This is a genomic window from Streptococcus mitis (assembly GCF_902159415.1).
Classification (GTDB): domain Bacteria; phylum Bacillota; class Bacilli; order Lactobacillales; family Streptococcaceae; genus Streptococcus; species Streptococcus mitis_BG.
Map to the genome: position 1 here is coordinate 94684 of NZ_CABGJU010000003.1, position 17295 is coordinate 111978.

A 17295-nucleotide genomic window follows, 5' to 3' on the forward strand; every position below is an offset into this window, starting at 1 on the left:
ATGAGTGATAACTCTAAAACACGTGTTGTCGTGGGGATGAGTGGTGGTGTCGATTCGTCGGTGACGGCTCTTCTTCTTAAGGAGCAGGGCTACGATGTGATCGGTATCTTCATGAAGAACTGGGATGACACAGATGAAAACGGGGTCTGTACGGCGACCGAAGATTACAAGGATGTGGCTGCGGTGGCAGACCAGATTGGCATTCCTTACTACTCTGTCAATTTTGAAAAAGAGTACTGGGACCGCGTTTTCGAGTATTTCCTAGCGGAATACCGTGCAGGACGCACACCAAATCCAGATGTGATGTGTAACAAGGAAATCAAGTTTAAGGCCTTTTTGGACTATGCCATGACCTTGGGAGCAGACTATGTAGCGACTGGGCACTATGCCCGTGTGGCGCGTGATGAGGATGGCATCGTTCACATGCTTCGTGGCGTGGACAATGGCAAGGATCAGACCTATTTCCTCAGCCAACTTTCGCAAGAACAACTCCAAAAGACTATGTTCCCTTTGGGACATTTGGAAAAACCTGAAGTTCGCAGACTAGCAGAAGAAGCAGGTCTTGCGACTGCTAAGAAGAAAGATTCAACGGGAATTTGCTTTATCGGAGAAAAGAACTTTAAAGAATTTCTCAGCAACTACCTACCAGCACAGCCTGGTCGCATGATGACTGTGGATGGTCGCGATATGGGCGAGCATGCTGGTCTGATGTATTATACAATCGGTCAGCGTGGCGGACTCGGTATCGGTGGACAACAGGGCGGTGACAATGCACCTTGGTTTGTTGTCGGAAAAGACCTAAGCAAGAATATCCTCTATGTAGGCCAAGGATTCTACCATGATTCGCTCATGTCAACCAGCTTAGAGGCTAGTCAGGTTCACTTTACTCGTGAGATGCCAGAGGAATTTACACTAGAATGCACGGCTAAATTCCGCTATCGTCAGCCTGACTCTAAGGTGACTGTTCATGTCAAAGGAGATAAGGCAGAGGTCATCTTTGCGGAACCACAACGCGCCATTACACCAGGACAGGCAGTTGTCTTTTACGATGGTGAAGAGTGTCTCGGTGGTGGTTTGATTGACAATGCCTACCGTGACGGCAAGGTTTGTCAGTACATATAGATTGACAAATTTGCTCAATTTGCTACAATAATAACAGCAATAGAAATGATGGTCAAAGCTCATGGATGTTGCAGGCTTTTTGTCCTGCACTTCTTACGAGTTTTGACTGTTTTTGTGTCGCTTTAAGGAAAGGGCAAAAATGACTCAACAAGACTTTCGGACAAAAGTGGGGAACACGGTCTTTGGTGTTCGGGCGACAGCTTTGATTCTCCAAAATGGCAAGCTTCTAGTCACCAAAGACAAGGGCAAGTATTACACTATTGGCGGTGCGATCCAAGTGAACGAAAAAACGGAAGAAGCCGTAGTTCGCGAAGTGGGTGAAGAACTGGGTGTCAAAGCTCAAGCTGGGCAGCTAGCTTTTGTGGTTGAAAATTCTTTTGAAGAAGCCGGTGTTTATTATCACAACATCGAGTTTCATTATCTGGTGGACTTGCTTGAGGACGCCCCATTGACCATGCAGGAAGATGAGAAAAGGCAACCTTGTGAGTGGATTGACTTGGACAAGCTTGAGGATTTCCAACTAGTTCCAGCCTTTTTAAAAACAGCCCTGCCAGATTGGGACGGCCAACTAAGACACATTCATCTTGAAGAATAGGAGAGAAAATGACTTACAATTTTACGGAAGAATACGATATTATTGTAATCGGTGCGGGCCATGCGGGGGTTGAAGCTTCCCTAGCTGCGAGCCGTATGGGTTGCAAGGTCTTGCTTGTGACTATTAACATTGAAATGTTGGCTTTCATGCCATGTAATCCGTCTATTGGTGGTTCTGCCAAGGGGATTGTCGTGCGTGAGGTAGATGCCCTTGGTGGCGAAATGGCTAAGACCATTGACAAGACTTACATCCAGATGAAGATGCTTAACACTGGGAAGGGGCCAGCTGTCCGTGCCCTTCGTGCGCAGGCTGATAAGGAACTTTACTCTAAGGAAATGCGCAAGACGGTTGAAAATCAAGAAAATCTAACCCTTCGTCAAACCATGATTGATGAGATTTTGGTGGAAGATGGCAAGGTTGTCGGTGTTCGTACAGCTACCCATCAAGAGTATGCTGCCAAGGCCGTTATCGTAACCACAGGGACAGCCCTCCGTGGGGAAATCATCATCGGAGACCTCAAGTACTCATCAGGGCCAAACCACAGTCTGGCTTCTATTAACCTAGCTGATAATCTCAAGGAACTTGGACTTGAAATCGGCCGTTTCAAGACAGGAACGCCTCCACGTGTCAAGGCTTCCTCTATCAACTATGATGTGACAGAGATTCAGCCAGGAGATGAAACACCAAATCACTTCTCTTACACTTCACGTGATGAAGATTATGTTAAAGACCAAGTTCCATGCTGGTTAACCTACACCAATGGTACTAGCCATGAGATTATCCAAAACAACCTCCACCGCGCACCTATGTTTACAGGTGTGGTCAAGGGAGTGGGACCTCGCTATTGTCCGTCGATTGAAGATAAGATTGTGCGTTTTGCAGACAAGGAACGCCACCAACTCTTCCTTGAACCAGAAGGTCGCAATACAGAGGAAGTTTATGTCCAGGGACTTTCAACCAGTCTTCCTGAGGATGTACAACGTGACTTGGTACATTCCATCAAAGGTTTGGAAAATGCAGAGATGATGCGTACAGGTTATGCTATCGAGTACGACATGATCTTACCTCATCAGTTGCGTGCAACGCTTGAAACCAAGAAAATCTCAGGACTTTTCACTGCTGGCCAAACAAATGGAACGTCTGGATATGAAGAAGCTGCTGGTCAAGGGATTATCGCGGGTATCAACGCAGCGCTGAAAATCCAAGGCAAGCCTGAGTTAATTTTGAAGCGCAGTGACGGCTATATCGGGGTGATGATTGATGACTTGGTAACTAAGGGGACCATTGAACCCTACCGTCTCTTGACCAGTCGTGCTGAATACCGCCTCATCCTCCGTCATGACAATGCCGATATGCGTTTGACTGAGATGGGGCGCGAGATTGGGCTTGTTGACGATGAACGTTGGGCTCGTTTTGAAATCAAGAAAAATCAATTTGAAAATGAAATGAAGCGTTTAGACAGCATCAAACTCAAGCCAGTCAAAGAAACTAACGCTAAGGTTGAAGCGATGGGATTCAAGCCGTTGACAGATGCAGTGACAGCCAAGGAATTCCTTCGTCGCCCAGAAGTCTCTTACCAAGATGTGGTGGCTTTCATCGGACCTGCTGCTGAAGAGTTAGATGACAAGATTATCGAATTGATTGAAACAGAAATCAAGTACGAAGGCTACATTTCAAAAGCCATGGATCAGGTTGCCAAGATGAAACGCATGGAAGAAAAACGGATTCCAGCGAATATTGACTGGGATGATATTGACTCTATCGCGACTGAAGCTCGTCAGAAGTTCAAGCTCATCAATCCAGAAACCATCGGCCAGGCCAGCCGTATTTCAGGTGTAAACCCAGCAGATATTTCCATTCTTATGGTGTATCTGGAAGGTAAAAATCGAAGCATTTCTAAAAACTTAGAAAAGAAAGCTGAATAAAAATAAAAAGCTGAATTCTCTTTTTGAGAATTCAGTTTTTTGATAGATTTTTCCTTATTTTTCGAATAGAGAGTATAGGGGGGAAGGGATGTTAACGATAGAAGAAAAAACTTTTTTAGACACTTATAAAAAGGCTTCCTACCATCGTTTTTATGAGATTGAACGCTTTGTTTATCTATGTGATAAGGTGAACAAGTGTCAACCACAAGCTGACAAGCACTAGAGTTTTTGATATACTAGAACAAATCAGATTGTAGGAGAGAGAGAATGAATGTAAATGATAACTTAGAAGATGCTCTGACACCATCTTGGACAGAAGTGGAAGGATTAGAGGGAAATTCTCAACAATCATCTCCGATTCCATTTTTAAGAATTATTGTCTGGACTACCTTGGTTACCCTTTTGTCAGCAATTACTCCAGTACTATTAGGGGTAACAAGTCTGCAACATTCAGCTGACTCATATATTGGCTGGGCTTTGCATCAAGGTGGGGATATTTACACAAACTTTTTTGGAAGTGAAGGTTTGTTATATTACTTGCTCCAGTTCATTGTTAAAGGCAGTATAGTATTTGCTGCCTTCTACTGGTTGGCTTTGCTGGGTTCGGGAATCTTCCTTTTCAGAGCAGCAACAGCTATATCTAAGAGAGATAAACAGGTTCATCAATTGTTGATAGGATTCTACCTTCTTGCAGGAGGTTTAAGTTTTGGTGGGGGCTATGCAACTATTCTGGCCTTGCCATTCTTGTTTTATGGGCTTGACTTGGCTCTAGCTTATATGGTAGATTCCAACAATGACAAAGGTTTTTTACGAATTGGGATGAGCATGGCTCTAGCATTTTTCTTAGCTCCTTTGCCAACCGCTTTGTATTCTCTGGTCCTGTTTTTGGCTTTATCAGCCTTCAATATTGTTCGCCGTCGTTTAAGTCACGGTATTTATCAATTTTTTGCCGCTGGGCTTGGCTTTTCACTTTTATTCTATCCAATAGGCTATTATACAGTGTATAAGGGAAGTTTTGGGAATGCCATTGGTCAAATTCTCTATCCAGTAGATAGTTTGAATGTATTTTCAAACCCTGCTTTATTAGATAACCTTCTCTTTTACGGTTTACTAACGCTTTCCCTTGGTGCCGTAGTACTTGTTTTTACAGGATTTTTCCAGTCTAAGCCGGTTGAAATAAAATATTTTGCTATCTTTTCAGGTATTGCGTTAATACTCCTGGTTGTTTTATTGATATTCTCTACAGAACCGATTCATGGGAGTCGTTTAGTAGTGTATCTGCCCTTTATGACAATCCTCTTATTAGCAAGAATTGGGGAGAAGGAATTAAAGGGAGCAGATCGCCGTAGAAGATATAGAAGAGCATCGACTCTCTTGGGAGACTTTCTTAGAATTAATGCCTATTTACCGATTTTTGCCCTCATTTATTTAGTGGCTGCCCCCATTGTTGGTCGATATGTCCTCCATCAAGATCTTTATCAAGAACGTGGACGTATAGAATCAATAGTGAAAGAACAAACTAAGGAAAGTGATTCTATTTATATTTGGGACAATCAGATTGATATGTATCAGTCTAGCGAGCGTCTATCAGCCAGTCAGTTGTTGGCCCCGAATCTACATACAAGTCTAGCTGAGAATCAGACGATACTTCTTAATGATCTGCGTGAAAATAAGCCGAAGATGATTGTAGTCAATACAAAATTGAATCTTTGGAAAGAAGTGGAGCAGTTGTTAGCTCAAAATTATCAGCAGGTTCAAAGTAATCTTGCAGACTTCAAGCTTTATAAATTAAAATAAAATAATCAATATCTTGTGTAAAAAAATCATTTTTTTAAAAAAATACACAAGATATTGATTTTTATTTTTTAAGTGATATAATACTACTTAGATATTACATTTTAGAAAAGAGTCTGGATATGATTGTATTGGAAGAAAAAACTGCTCCTAGTCCGACTTTATTTGTAGAAAAGCGAGACGGGAGACGAGTAGTCTTTGATGTAGAAAAAATAGAAAAGGCGCTTCGTAAGGCTGCAGAAAAGGTTATGGATGTCACTCCTTTGGTAGAAAAGCGTTTGAATAGCTTGGTTGAACGGATTGTTGCTGAGATTCATAGCCGTTTTCCCAAAGACGTTAAAATATATGAAATTCAAAATATCGTAGAACATGAATTGCTAGAGGCTAGAGAGTATGCTCTGGCAGAAGAGTACATCACCTATCGGACTCAAAGGGATTTTGAGCGCTCAAAAGCGACGGATATCAACTTCAGCATTCATAAGCTTCTCAGTAAAGATCAGGCGGTTGTCAATGAAAATGCCAATAAGGATAGTAATGTTTTTAACACGCAACGTGACTTGACTGCGGGGATTGTTGGGAAGTCTATTGGACTTCAAATGCTTCCTAAACATGTGGCTAATGCCCATCAAAAAGGTGAGATTCATTATCATGATTTGGACTATAGTCCTTATACTCCAATGACCAACTGTTGTTTGATTGATTTCAAGGGCATGTTGGAAAATGGTTTTAAGATTGGAAATGCTGAGGTAGAGAGTCCCAAGTCTATCCAAACTGCGACAGCACAGATTTCACAAATCATCGCAAACGTTGCTTCTAGCCAGTACGGGGGCTGTTCAGCAGACCGTATTGATGAAGTTTTAGCTCCTTATGCAGAGAAAAATTACCAAAAGCACCTCAAGGATGCGGAGGAATGGGTTTTGCCTGACAAGCGCCAAGAATATGCCTGGAAGAAAACCCAAAAAGACATCTACGATGCCATGCAATCTCTAGAGTACGAGATTAATACCCTCTTTACATCAAATGGGCAAACGCCATTTACCTCTCTTGGTTTCGGTCTAGGAACCAGTCGTTTTGAACGTGAAATTCAAAAGGCAATCCTGAACATTCGTATCAAGGGGCTTGGTTCAGAACACCGTACAGCCATCTTCCCTAAACTCATCTTTACTCTTAAAAGAGGTCTTAACTTAGAGGAAGGCTCACCTAACTACGACATCAAGCAGTTGGCTCTTGAGTGTGCAACTAAGCGCATGTACCCGGATGTCTTGTCTTATGATAAGATTGTCGAGTTGACTGGTTCTTTCAAGGTTCCGATGGGATGCCGTTCATTCCTTCAAGGATGGAAGGATGAAAATGGAGTAGAAGTCAATTCGGGCCGTATGAACCTAGGGGTCGTGACAGTCAATCTTCCTCGTATCGCTCTTGAGTCCGAAGGAGACATGAACAAGTTCTGGGAAATCTTCAATGAGCGTATGAATATCGCGGAAGATGCCTTGGTTTACCGTGTGGAAAGAACCAAGGAAGCCACTCCAGCTAATGCACCAATTCTTTATCAGTATGGAGCCTTCGGACGTCGTCTTGGAAAAGAAGAAAGTGTTAATCAACTCTTTAAGAATCGTCGTGCAACTATTTCTCTGGGCTATATTGGCTTGTACGAGGTAGCGACAGTCTTCTTTGGTAATCATTGGGAAAATAATCCAGAAGCCAAAGAGTTCACCCTTGATATTATTCGCGATATGAAACGTCGAGTAGAAGAATGGTCTGACCAATATGGTTACCATTTCTCTATCTATTCAACACCGTCTGAAAGTTTGACAGACCGCTTCTGTCGCTTGGATACGGAGAAATTCGGCTCTATTCCAGATATTACAGATAAAGAATACTACACAAATTCCTTCCATTATGATGTCCGCAAAAATCCAACACCTTTTGAAAAATTGGACTTTGAGAAAGTCTACCCAGAAGCGGGTGCATCTGGTGGCTTTATCCACTACTGCGAGTACCCAGTTCTTCAACAAAATCCAAAGGCTTTAGAAGCTGTCTGGGACTATGCTTACGACCGGGTCGGTTATCTCGGGACCAATACTCCGATTGACCGTTGCTACAAGTGTGATTTTGAAGGAGATTTTGAACCGACCGAGAGAGGATTTGCTTGTCCTAACTGTGGAAATAATGATCCTAAAACGGTAGATGTTGTTAAACGAACCTGTGGTTATCTTGGGAATCCACAAGCGCGTCCGATGGTTAATGGACGCCACAAGGAAATTGCTGCGCGTGTCAAACACATGAACGGTTCTACTATTAAAACGGCAGGACATGAAGTAAGAAATTAGAAAGAAATAGCATGGGAAAATATCAATTAGATGATAAAGGCAAGGCCTTGGTCCAACGATTCCACGAAAAGCATTCGAAAGGTGGAGGCAATAAAAAAGACCGAGTAGCTAGCCTTAGAGAACAGTTTTTAAACAAAAACAAGAAAAAGTGAGAGTTGCCTCTCGCTTTTCTCTTAATTGGAGGTAAAAATGGTACTACGCAGACCAAGATTAGCAGATAAAGAAACAGTTTTAGAGATGATGGCAGAGTTTGAACAGACTCAATCAGCCCACGATGGCGGATTTTGGGATGCTGAGAATTTTGTTTATGAAGAGTGGTTGGAAAGTAATCAGAATCATGAAATGGGGATTAATTTGCCTGAAGGGTGGGTGCCTGATATTCAGTTAGTTGCTTTTTCGAGAGATGGACAAGCCGTAGGTTTTCTCAATCTGAGATTGCGTCTTAGTGACTTCTTATTGGAAGAAGGTGGTCACATTGGTTATTCCATCCGACCGTCTGAAAGAGGCAAGGGCTACGCCAAAGAGTCCCTCCGACAAGGTCTACAAATTGCCAAGGAAAAGAATATCAAACGAGCTTTAGTGACTTGTAGCACAGAAAATCCAGCAAGCCGAGCTATTATCTTAGCTAATGGTGGGAAGTTGGAAGATGTTCGTAATGGAACAGAGCGCTACTGGATTGATGTCGATTAAGGAGGAAGCATGGAGCTAAGACGACCAACTTTGGAAGATAAAGAAGCGATATTAGAGATGATTGCGGAGTTCGATGCAGCAAAATCCTATATGCACGGTGGCATGGGCTCCGCTTGGAAGCGAGCAAAGGATTATGAGGATTGTTTAAAGATTGTAGAGCAGCAGGAGGATGCTGCCAACCTGCCAGTAGGCTGGGTTCCTGCAATCAAATTTTTATCCTTTGATGAGACTGGCTTGCCTTTGGGATTTTTAGCCCTGCGCTTGTCCTTGAATGACAAATTATTTGTGGAAGGCGGTCATATTGGCTATTCTATCCGTCCCAGTCAACGAGGCAAAGGATATGGGAAGGAGCAGTTGAGATTAGGACTAGCAGAGGCTCGAAAGCAAGGATTGGAACGAGTGCTGATTACCTGCGATGAAGACAACAAAGCCAGCCGCCGCACGATTCTCTCCGCTGGTGGTGTTTACGAAAATACAATCGATAGAAGTCAGCGTTATTGGATAGAGTTGGAGTAGAAGGATGACATGGAATACACCAGAGCCTGGAGAGTGGAAGAGTGAAGAGCTCAGCCAAGGGCGTATCATTGATTATAAGGCTTTTAACTTTGTCGATGGAGAAGGCGTGCGCAATTCCCTCTACGTAGCAGGTTGCATGTTTCATTGTGAGGGGTGCTACAATGTTGCGACCTGGTCATTTAATGCAGGAATTCCCTACACAGTGGAGTTGGAAGAACAGATTATGGCAGACTTGTCCCAACCCTATGTTCAAGGATTAACCTTGCTAGGAGGAGAACCTTTTCTGAATACAGGGATCCTCTTACCTCTTGTAAAACGTATCCGAAAGGAATTGCCAGATAAGGACATCTGGTCGTGGACGGGCTATACTTGGGAGGAAATGATGTTGGAGACACCAGATAAACTGGAACTCTTGTCACTGATTGATATCCTAGTCGATGGACGTTATGACAAAAGCAAGCGCAATCTTATGCTCCAGTTCCGAGGTTCTTCCAATCAACGTATTATCGATGTGCAAAAATCCCTCCAAAGTGGTCAAGTGGTCATTTGGGATAAACTCAATGATGGAAAAGAAAGCTATGAACAGGTGAAGAGAGAATGAAAAAAAAGACTTAATAGAAAGACTAGTATCAGAAATAGAGTCTGGAAAAGTAAAAACGCTGGGTATTTACGGCCATGGAGCTTCAGGGAAATCAACTTTTGCTCAGGAATTATATCAAGCCCTAGATTCTACTACAGTAAATTTGCTAGAAACAGATCCCTATATCACCTCAGAACGTCACCTGGTAGTGCCAAAACAAGCACCTGATCAAAAGGTGACAGCTTGTCTGCCAGTGGCGCATGAACTGGCAAGTTTGCAGAGAGATATTCTCGCCCTGCAGGCAGGTATGGATGTCTTGACAATAGATGAACCTTGGAAGGCTAGTGAGGTCTTATCGGGAGCAAAACCAATTCTGATAGTCGAAGGGATGTCTGTAGGTTTTCTACCAAAGGAACTCTTTGACAAAACTGTTTGTTTCTACACGAATGAAGAGACAGAATTAAAGAGGCGTCTAGCTCGAGATACGACTGTGAGAAATAGCGATGCATCCTTTATATTGGCTAGTCAGCAAATGAGACGAGAACAGTATCTGCAATACTATAAAGAAACCGAGTCAAAAGCGGATATCTTGATAAATCAATCAAATGATAAATTTCAGATCAAAACGAATATTATGAACATTATAACATTATATAGAAGAAAAAATAAAAATTTGCACTTCATTTATGCTTTTTTGAGATAAGGAGCGATAAGAAAACAGTTTCATTCGAAAAATTAAAAAAATCCTGTCAAATCCCTTGCAATCGCAGGGGCTTTGTGTTATTCTATTATGGTGCTGAAAATTACAGCCTTAGCTTTGATGCAAGAGGTTGCGACACGCTCGGTTGCATTGCCACGCAACGCGCGTCGGTTTTCTTGTGGAGCTAGCCTATTATCTTAAATAGACGAAAAGGAGAAAAAGATGGCAAACAAAAAAATCCGTATCCGTTTGAAAGCTTACGAACACCGTACGCTTGACACAGCGGCTGCAAAAATCGTAGAATCAGCTACTCGTACAGGTGCAGAAGTTGCAGGTCCAATCCCGCTTCCAACTGAGCGTAGCCTCTACACAATCATTCGTGCGACTCACAAATATAAAGACTCTCGCGAACAATTCGAAATGCGTACACACAAACGTTTGATCGATATCATCAACCCAACTCAAAAAACAGTTGATGCTTTGATGAAATTGGATCTTCCAAGTGGTGTAAACGTAGAAATCAAACTTTAATCTAAAGTTTGAAACCTTGAGCATAAAAAACGCTCGTTAAAAACTTTTTGAATAAAAAAATATAGAAAAGGAACTATTTTCTCATGACAAAAGGAATCTTAGGGAAAAAAGTGGGAATGACTCAAATCTTCACTGAAGCTGGCGAATTGATCCCTGTAACAGTTATCGAAGCAACTCCAAACGTTGTTCTTCAAGTTAAAACTGTTGAAACAGATGGTTACAACGCTATTCAAGTTGGTTTCGATGACAAACGCGAAGTATTGAGCAACAAACCTGCTAAAGGACATGTAGCAAAAGCTAACACGGCTCCTAAGCGCTTCATTCGTGAATTCAAAAACGTTGAAGGCTTGGAAGTTGGTGCTGAAATCACAGTTGAAACTTTCGCAGCTGGAGACATTGTTGATGTAACTGGTACGTCTAAAGGTAAAGGTTTCCAAGGTGTTATCAAACGCCACGGACAATCACGTGGACCTATGGCTCACGGTTCTCGTTACCACCGTCGTCCAGGTTCTATGGGACCTGTTGCACCTAACCGCGTATTTAAAGGTAAAAACCTTGCAGGACGTATGGGTGGCGACCGTGTAACAATTCAAAACCTTGAAGTTGTACAAGTTGTTCCAGAAAAGAACGTTATCCTTATCAAAGGTAACGTACCAGGTGCTAAGAAATCTCTTATCACTATCAAGTCAGCAGTTAAAGCTGGTAAATAATAAGGAAAGGGGAATACAGTCAAAATGGCAAATGTAACATTATTCGACCAAACTGGTAAACAAGCGGGCGAAGTTGTTCTTAACGATGCAATCTTTGGTATCGAACCAAACCAATCTGTTGTGTTTGATGTGATCATCAGCCAACGTGCTAGCCTTCGTCAAGGAACTCACGCAGTTAAAAACCGCTCAGCTGTTTCAGGTGGCGGACGCAAACCATGGCGTCAAAAAGGAACTGGACGTGCTCGTCAAGGTTCTATCCGCTCTCCACAATGGCGTGGTGGTGGAATCGTCTTCGGACCAACTCCACGTAGCTATGCGTACAAACTTCCTCAAAAAGTTCGTCGCCTTGCGCTTAAATCTGTTTACTCAGAGAAAGTTGCTGAAAACAAATTTGTAGCCGTTGATTCTCTTGAATTTACAGCTCCAAAAACTGCTGAATTTGCAAAAGTTCTTGCAGCTTTGAGCATCGATTCTAAAGTCCTTGTTATTCTTGAAGAAGGAAACGAATTCGCAGCTCTCTCAGCTCGTAACCTTCCAAACGTGAAAGTTGCGACTGCTACTACTGCAAGTGTTCTTGACATCGCAAATAGTGACAAACTTCTTGTTACTCAAGCAGCTATCTCTAAAATCGAGGAGGTTCTTGCATAATGAATTTGTATGATGTTATCAAAAAACCTGTTATCACTGAAAGCTCAATGGCTCAACTTGAAGCAGGCAAATATGTATTTGAAGTTGACACTCGTGCACACAAACTTTTGATCAAGCAAGCTGTTGAAGCTGCTTTTGAAGGTGTTAAAGTTGCAAATGTTAACACAATCAACGTGAAACCTAAAGCTAAACGTGTTGGACGTTACACTGGTTTTACTAACAAAACTAAAAAAGCTATCATCACTCTTACAGCTGATTCAAAAGCAATCGAGTTGTTTGCAGCTGAAGCTGAATAATCTAAGGAGGAAATATCGTGGGAATTCGTGTTTATAAACCAACAACAAACGGTCGCCGTAATATGACTTCTTTGGATTTCGCTGAAATCACAACAAGCACTCCTGAAAAATCATTGCTTGTTGCATTGAAGAGCAAGGCTGGTCGTAACAACAACGGTCGTATCACAGTTCGTCACCAAGGTGGTGGACACAAACGTTTCTACCGTTTGGTTGACTTTAAACGTAACAAAGACAACGTTGAAGCAGTTGTTAAAACTATCGAGTACGATCCAAACCGTTCTGCAAACATCGCTCTTGTACACTACACTGACGGTGTGAAAGCATACATCATCGCTCCAAAAGGTCTTGAAGTAGGTCAACGTATCGTTTCAGGTCCAGAAGCAGATATCAAAGTCGGAAACGCTCTTCCACTTGCTAACATCCCAGTTGGTACTTTGATCCACAACATCGAATTGAAACCAGGTCGTGGTGGGGAATTGGTACGTGCTGCTGGAGCTTCTGCTCAAGTATTGGGTCAAGAAGGTAAATACGTTCTTGTTCGTCTTCAATCAGGTGAAGTTCGTATGATTCTTGGAACTTGTCGTGCTACAGTTGGTGTTGTCGGAAACGAACAACATGGACTTGTAAACCTTGGTAAAGCAGGACGTAGCCGTTGGAAGGGTATCCGCCCAACAGTTCGTGGTTCTGTAATGAACCCTAACGATCACCCACACGGTGGTGGTGAAGGTAAAGCACCAGTTGGTCGTAAAGCACCATCAACTCCATGGGGCAAACCTGCTCTTGGTCTTAAAACTCGTAACAAGAAAGCGAAATCTGACAAACTTATCATTCGTCGTCGCAACGAGAAATAATTTAGAACTAGTCGCTTAAGCGCTAGATAATCCGCCAGCTCGGTAGCGTTCCTTGTGAACGCAAGCCGCTGTGGTACTATATTTAAAGGAGAAAATATAAAAATGGGACGCAGTCTTAAAAAAGGACCTTTCGTCGATGAGCATTTGATGAAAAAAGTTGAAGCTCAAGCTAATGACGAAAAGAAAAAAGTTATTAAAACTTGGTCACGTCGTTCAACGATCTTCCCAAGTTTCATTGGTTACACAATTGCAGTATACGATGGACGTAAACACGTACCTGTTTACATCCAAGAAGACATGGTAGGTCACAAACTTGGTGAATTCGCACCAACTCGTACTTACAAAGGTCACGCTGCAGACGACAAGAAAACACGTAGAAAATAAGGAGAACATAAATGGCAGAAATTACTTCAGCTAAAGCAATGGCTCGTACAGTACGTGTTTCACCTCGTAAATCACGTCTTGTTCTTGACAACATTCGTGGTAAAAGCGTAGCCGATGCTATTGCAATCTTGACATTCACTCCAAACAAAGCTGCTGAAATCATCTTGAAAGTTTTGAACTCAGCTGTAGCTAACGCTGAAAACAACTTTGGTTTGGATAAAGCTAACTTGGTAGTATCTGAAGCATTCGCAAATGAAGGACCAACTATGAAACGTTTCCGTCCACGTGCGAAAGGTTCAGCTTCACCAATCAACAAACGTACAGCTCACATCACTGTAGCTGTTGCAGAAAAATAAGGAGGTAAAATCGTGGGTCAAAAAGTACATCCAATTGGTATGCGTGTCGGCATCATCCGTGATTGGGATGCCAAATGGTATGCTGAAAAAGAATACGCGGATTACCTTCATGAAGATCTTGCAATCCGTAAATTCGTTCAAAAAGAACTAGCTGACGCAGCAGTTTCAACTATTGAAATCGAACGCGCAGTAAACAAGGTTAACGTTTCACTTCACACTGCTAAACCAGGTATGGTTATCGGTAAAGGTGGTGCTAACGTTGATGCACTCCGTGCTAAACTTAACAAATTGACTGGAAAACAAGTACACATCAACATCATCGAGATCAAACAACCTGATTTGGATGCTCACCTTGTTGGTGAAGGAATTGCTCGTCAATTGGAGCAACGTGTTGCTTTCCGTCGTGCACAAAAACAAGCAATCCAACGTGCTATGCGTGCTGGAGCTAAAGGAATTAAAACTCAAGTATCAGGTCGTTTGAACGGTGCAGATATTGCCCGTGCTGAAGGATACTCTGAAGGAACAGTTCCGCTTCACACACTTCGCGCAGATATCGATTACGCTTGGGAAGAAGCAGATACTACATACGGTAAACTTGGTGTTAAAGTATGGATTTACCGTGGTGAAGTTCTTCCAGCTCGTAAAAACACTAAAGGAGGTAAATAACCAATGTTAGTACCTAAACGTGTTAAACACCGTCGTGAATTCCGTGGTAAAATGCGCGGTGAAGCAAAAGGTGGAAAAGAAGTAGCATTCGGTGAATACGGTCTTCAAGCTACAACTAGCCACTGGATCACTAACCGCCAAATCGAAGCTGCTCGTATCGCCATGACTCGTTACATGAAACGTGGTGGTAAAGTTTGGATTAAAATCTTCCCACACAAATCTTACACAGCTAAAGCTATCGGGGTTCGTATGGGATCTGGTAAAGGGGCACCTGAAGGTTGGGTAGCACCAGTTAAACGTGGTAAAGTAATGTTTGAAGTTGCTGGCGTATCTGAAGAAGTTGCTCGCGAAGCGCTTCGTCTTGCAAGCCACAAATTGCCAGTTAAATGTAAATTCGTAAAACGTGAAGCAGAATAAGGAGAAGGCATGAAACTTAATGAAGTAAAAGAATTTGTTAAAGAACTTCGTGGTCTTTCTCAAGAAGAACTCGCGAAGCGCGAAAACGAATTGAAAAAAGAATTGTTTGAACTTCGTTTCCAAGCTGCTACTGGTCAATTAGAACAAACAGCTCGCTTGAAAGAAGTTAAAAAACAAATCGCTCGTATCAAAACAGTTCAATCTGAAGCGAAATAATAGACTAGGGAAGGAGAAATTTCAATGGAACGCAATAATCGTAAAGTTCTTGTTGGACGTGTTGTATCTGACAAAATGGACAAGACAATCACAGTTGTAGTTGAAACAAAACGTAACCACCCAGTCTATGGTAAACGTATTAACTACTCTAAAAAATACAAAGCACATGATGAAAACAATGTTGCCAAAGAAGGCGATATCGTACGTATCATGGAAACTCGCCCGCTTTCAGCTACAAAACGCTTCCGTCTTGTAGAAGTTGTTGAAGAAGCGGTAATCATCTAATCAAACCTGAAAGGAGAAAACTGAAATGATTCAAACAGAAACTCGTTTGAAAGTCGCAGACAACAGCGGTGCTCGCGAAATCTTGACTATCAAAGTTCTTGGTGGTTCAGGACGTAAATTTGCAAACATCGGTGATGTTATTGTGGCATCTGTAAAACAAGCTACTCCTGGTGGTGCGGTTAAAAAAGGTGACGTTGTTAAAGCAGTTATCGTTCGTACTAAATCAGGTGCTCGTCGTGCTGATGGTTCATACATCAAATTTGACGAAAACGCAGCAGTTATCATCCGTGACGACAAAACTCCTCGCGGAACACGTATCTTTGGCCCAGTTGCACGTGAATTGCGTGAAGGTGGCTTCATGAAGATCGTGTCACTTGCTCCAGAAGTACTTTAATCAATAAAAACAAACACAGTCCCCTGGCCTAGCCAGGGTGCCCATTGGGCGTAAGAATAAAAGGAGAAAAGAATGTTTGTAAAAAAAGGCGACAAAGTTCGCGTAATCGCTGGTAAAGATAAGGGAACAGAAGCTGTTGTCCTTACTGCCCTTCCAAAAGTAAACAAAGTTATCGTTGAAGGTGTTAACATCGTTAAGAAACACCAACGTCCAACTAACGAACTTCCTCAAGGTGGTATCATCGAGAAGGAAGCAGCTATCCACGTATCAAACGTTCAAGTTTTGGACAAAAATGGTGTAGCTGGTCGTGTTGGTTACAAATTTGTAGACGGTAAAAAAGTTCGCTACAACAAAAAATCAGGCGAAGTGCTTGATTAATCACGAAGGAAAGGAGAAGTATAATGGCAAATCGTTTAAAAGAAAAATATCTTAATGAAGTAGTTCCTGCTTTGACAGAACAATTTAACTACTCATCAGTGATGGCTGTTCCTAAAGTGGATAAGATCGTTTTGAACATGGGTGTTGGTGAAGCAGTATCAAACGCTAAAAGCCTTGAAAAAGCTGCTGAAGAATTGGCGCTTATCTCAGGTCAAAAACCACTTATCACTAAAGCTAAAAAATCTATCGCCGGCTTCCGTCTTCGTGAAGGTGTTGCGATCGGTGCAAAAGTTACCCTTCGTGGTGAACGTATGTACGAATTCTTGGATAAATTGGTTTCAGTATCACTTCCACGTGTACGTGACTTCCACGGTGTTCCAACAAAATCATTTGACGGACGTGGAAACTACACACTTGGTGTGAAAGAGCAATTGATTTTCCCAGAAATCAACTTTGATGACGTTGACAAAACTCGAGGTCTTGACATCGTTATCGTAACTACTGCTAACACTGACGAAGAGTCACGTGCATTGCTTACAGGCCTTGGAATGCCTTTTGCAAAATAATATAGGAGGTATAACTAATGGCTAAAAAATCTATGATTGCTAAGAACAAACGCCCAGCGAAGTTCTCTACTCAAGCATACACTCGCTGTGAACGTTGTGGACGTCCACACTCAGTTTACCGCAAGTTTAAACTTTGCCGTGTTTGCTTCCGTGAATTGGCATATAAAGGTCAAATTCCTGGTGTAACAAAAGCATCTTGGTAATTTAAGATATTAAGGGCGTCGAAACTCCAAGTGAAAATAGGGAACTTGACGAAGAAACTTTTGTTTCTAGGAAAGTTCATCTTTTTCACACAGAGTTTAGCCCGAGTTCAGTTTGGCTAGCAAATTTGAACACGAGCTACAG

Annotated in this window: 26 protein-coding genes; all 26 read left to right on the forward strand. The window is 42.2% G+C overall.

Translation table 11 applies throughout. From position 1 onward, the window contains the following. The 26 genes from mnmA to FN031_RS08205 all read left to right on the forward strand — a co-directional run bounded on the left by mnmA (position 1) and on the right by FN031_RS08205 (position 17153). Entirely contained in the window at positions 1-1122 is a 1122-nt protein-coding gene (mnmA, locus tag FN031_RS08085) for a tRNA 2-thiouridine(34) synthase MnmA (protein ID WP_142559230.1), read from the forward strand. Between the two features lie 139 nt (positions 1123-1261). Beyond that, on the forward strand, positions 1262-1717 hold the full coding sequence (locus tag FN031_RS08090; protein ID WP_185928462.1) for an NUDIX hydrolase: 456 nt from the start codon (positions 1262-1264) through the stop codon (positions 1715-1717). A gap of 8 nt (positions 1718-1725) precedes the next feature. Then, positions 1726-3642 (forward strand): tRNA uridine-5-carboxymethylaminomethyl(34) synthesis enzyme MnmG, encoded by a 1917-nt coding sequence (gene mnmG / locus FN031_RS08095; protein ID WP_142559235.1) that lies wholly within the window; start codon positions 1726-1728, stop codon positions 3640-3642. An 88-nt stretch (positions 3643-3730) separates the two neighbouring features. Beyond that, positions 3731-3865 carry a hypothetical protein gene (locus FN031_RS09180; RefSeq protein ID WP_260604709.1) on the forward strand — a complete coding sequence of 45 codons (135 nt, stop codon included), beginning with the start codon at positions 3731-3733 and terminating at the stop codon, positions 3863-3865. A gap of 44 nt (positions 3866-3909) precedes the next feature. Further along, positions 3910-5439 carry a damage-inducible protein CinA gene (locus FN031_RS08100; protein ID WP_142559237.1) on the forward strand — a complete coding sequence of 510 codons (1530 nt, stop codon included), beginning with the start codon at positions 3910-3912 and terminating at the stop codon, positions 5437-5439. A 119-nt stretch (positions 5440-5558) separates the two neighbouring features. Continuing rightward, a complete protein-coding gene (nrdD, locus tag FN031_RS08105) occupies positions 5559-7766 on the forward strand; it encodes an anaerobic ribonucleoside-triphosphate reductase (RefSeq protein WP_185928463.1) in 2208 nt (735 codons plus the stop codon). Between the two features lie 11 nt (positions 7767-7777). Next, positions 7778-7918: a hypothetical protein gene (locus tag FN031_RS08110; RefSeq protein WP_000521609.1), complete on the forward strand. Its 141-nt coding sequence runs from the start codon at positions 7778-7780 to the stop codon at positions 7916-7918. A gap of 37 nt (positions 7919-7955) precedes the next feature. Then, complete coding sequence (locus FN031_RS08115) at positions 7956-8456, forward strand: GNAT family N-acetyltransferase (protein ID WP_142559241.1); 501 nt, start codon at positions 7956-7958, stop codon at positions 8454-8456. 9 nt (positions 8457-8465) lie between these two features. Next, entirely contained in the window at positions 8466-8972 is a 507-nt protein-coding gene (locus tag FN031_RS08120; protein WP_142559243.1) for a GNAT family N-acetyltransferase, read from the forward strand. Positions 8973-8976: 4 nt separating this feature from the next. Next, positions 8977-9573, forward strand: a complete 597-nt coding sequence (nrdG, locus tag FN031_RS08125) for an anaerobic ribonucleoside-triphosphate reductase activating protein (protein WP_142559245.1) — start codon at positions 8977-8979, stop codon at positions 9571-9573. Between the two features lie 13 nt (positions 9574-9586). Further along, positions 9587-10255, forward strand: coding sequence for a uridine kinase family protein (locus FN031_RS08130; protein WP_142559247.1), 669 nt, complete (start codon positions 9587-9589; stop codon positions 10253-10255). Between the two features lie 219 nt (positions 10256-10474). Continuing rightward, positions 10475-10783: a 30S ribosomal protein S10 gene (gene rpsJ / locus FN031_RS08135; protein WP_001284511.1), complete on the forward strand. Its 309-nt coding sequence runs from the start codon at positions 10475-10477 to the stop codon at positions 10781-10783. Between the two features lie 83 nt (positions 10784-10866). Further along, positions 10867-11493: a 50S ribosomal protein L3 gene (gene rplC / locus FN031_RS08140; protein ID WP_004251088.1), complete on the forward strand. Its 627-nt coding sequence runs from the start codon at positions 10867-10869 to the stop codon at positions 11491-11493. A gap of 24 nt (positions 11494-11517) precedes the next feature. Further along, positions 11518-12141, forward strand: a complete 624-nt coding sequence (gene rplD, locus FN031_RS08145; RefSeq protein ID WP_000024549.1) for a 50S ribosomal protein L4 — start codon at positions 11518-11520, stop codon at positions 12139-12141. After that, complete coding sequence (locus FN031_RS08150; RefSeq protein ID WP_001055347.1) at positions 12141-12437, forward strand: 50S ribosomal protein L23; 297 nt, start codon at positions 12141-12143, stop codon at positions 12435-12437. Before rplD ends, FN031_RS08150 begins: the two co-directional genes overlap by 1 nt. Before the next feature lie 17 nt (positions 12438-12454). Beyond that, complete coding sequence (gene rplB, locus FN031_RS08155; protein WP_142559249.1) at positions 12455-13288, forward strand: 50S ribosomal protein L2; 834 nt, start codon at positions 12455-12457, stop codon at positions 13286-13288. A 102-nt stretch (positions 13289-13390) separates the two neighbouring features. Beyond that, positions 13391-13672: a 30S ribosomal protein S19 gene (rpsS, locus tag FN031_RS08160; RefSeq protein ID WP_000533766.1), complete on the forward strand. Its 282-nt coding sequence runs from the start codon at positions 13391-13393 to the stop codon at positions 13670-13672. 11 nt (positions 13673-13683) lie between these two features. Continuing rightward, on the forward strand, positions 13684-14028 hold the full coding sequence (gene rplV / locus FN031_RS08165) for a 50S ribosomal protein L22 (protein ID WP_000818137.1): 345 nt from the start codon (positions 13684-13686) through the stop codon (positions 14026-14028). Positions 14029-14040: 12 nt separating this feature from the next. Next, a complete protein-coding gene (gene rpsC, locus FN031_RS08170) occupies positions 14041-14694 on the forward strand; it encodes a 30S ribosomal protein S3 (protein ID WP_000529936.1) in 654 nt (217 codons plus the stop codon). Positions 14695-14697: 3 nt separating this feature from the next. Beyond that, entirely contained in the window at positions 14698-15111 is a 414-nt protein-coding gene (gene rplP, locus FN031_RS08175) for a 50S ribosomal protein L16 (protein WP_002928793.1), read from the forward strand. A gap of 9 nt (positions 15112-15120) precedes the next feature. Beyond that, a complete protein-coding gene (gene rpmC, locus FN031_RS08180; RefSeq protein WP_000772918.1) occupies positions 15121-15327 on the forward strand; it encodes a 50S ribosomal protein L29 in 207 nt (68 codons plus the stop codon). A 24-nt stretch (positions 15328-15351) separates the two neighbouring features. Further along, complete coding sequence (gene rpsQ, locus FN031_RS08185; RefSeq protein ID WP_000440801.1) at positions 15352-15612, forward strand: 30S ribosomal protein S17; 261 nt, start codon at positions 15352-15354, stop codon at positions 15610-15612. Between the two features lie 25 nt (positions 15613-15637). Beyond that, the gene (gene rplN, locus FN031_RS08190; protein WP_002928796.1) at positions 15638-16006 is read left to right on the forward strand and encodes a 50S ribosomal protein L14; all 369 of its coding nucleotides are present in this window, start codon (positions 15638-15640) and stop codon (positions 16004-16006) included. A 72-nt stretch (positions 16007-16078) separates the two neighbouring features. After that, on the forward strand, positions 16079-16384 hold the full coding sequence (rplX, locus tag FN031_RS08195; protein ID WP_000497691.1) for a 50S ribosomal protein L24: 306 nt from the start codon (positions 16079-16081) through the stop codon (positions 16382-16384). Between the two features lie 23 nt (positions 16385-16407). Further along, positions 16408-16950, forward strand: a complete 543-nt coding sequence (gene rplE / locus FN031_RS08200; protein ID WP_000013542.1) for a 50S ribosomal protein L5 — start codon at positions 16408-16410, stop codon at positions 16948-16950. Between the two features lie 17 nt (positions 16951-16967). Next, positions 16968-17153, forward strand: coding sequence for a type Z 30S ribosomal protein S14 (locus FN031_RS08205; RefSeq protein WP_001085699.1), 186 nt, complete (start codon positions 16968-16970; stop codon positions 17151-17153). Positions 17154-17295 lie beyond the last annotated feature (142 nt).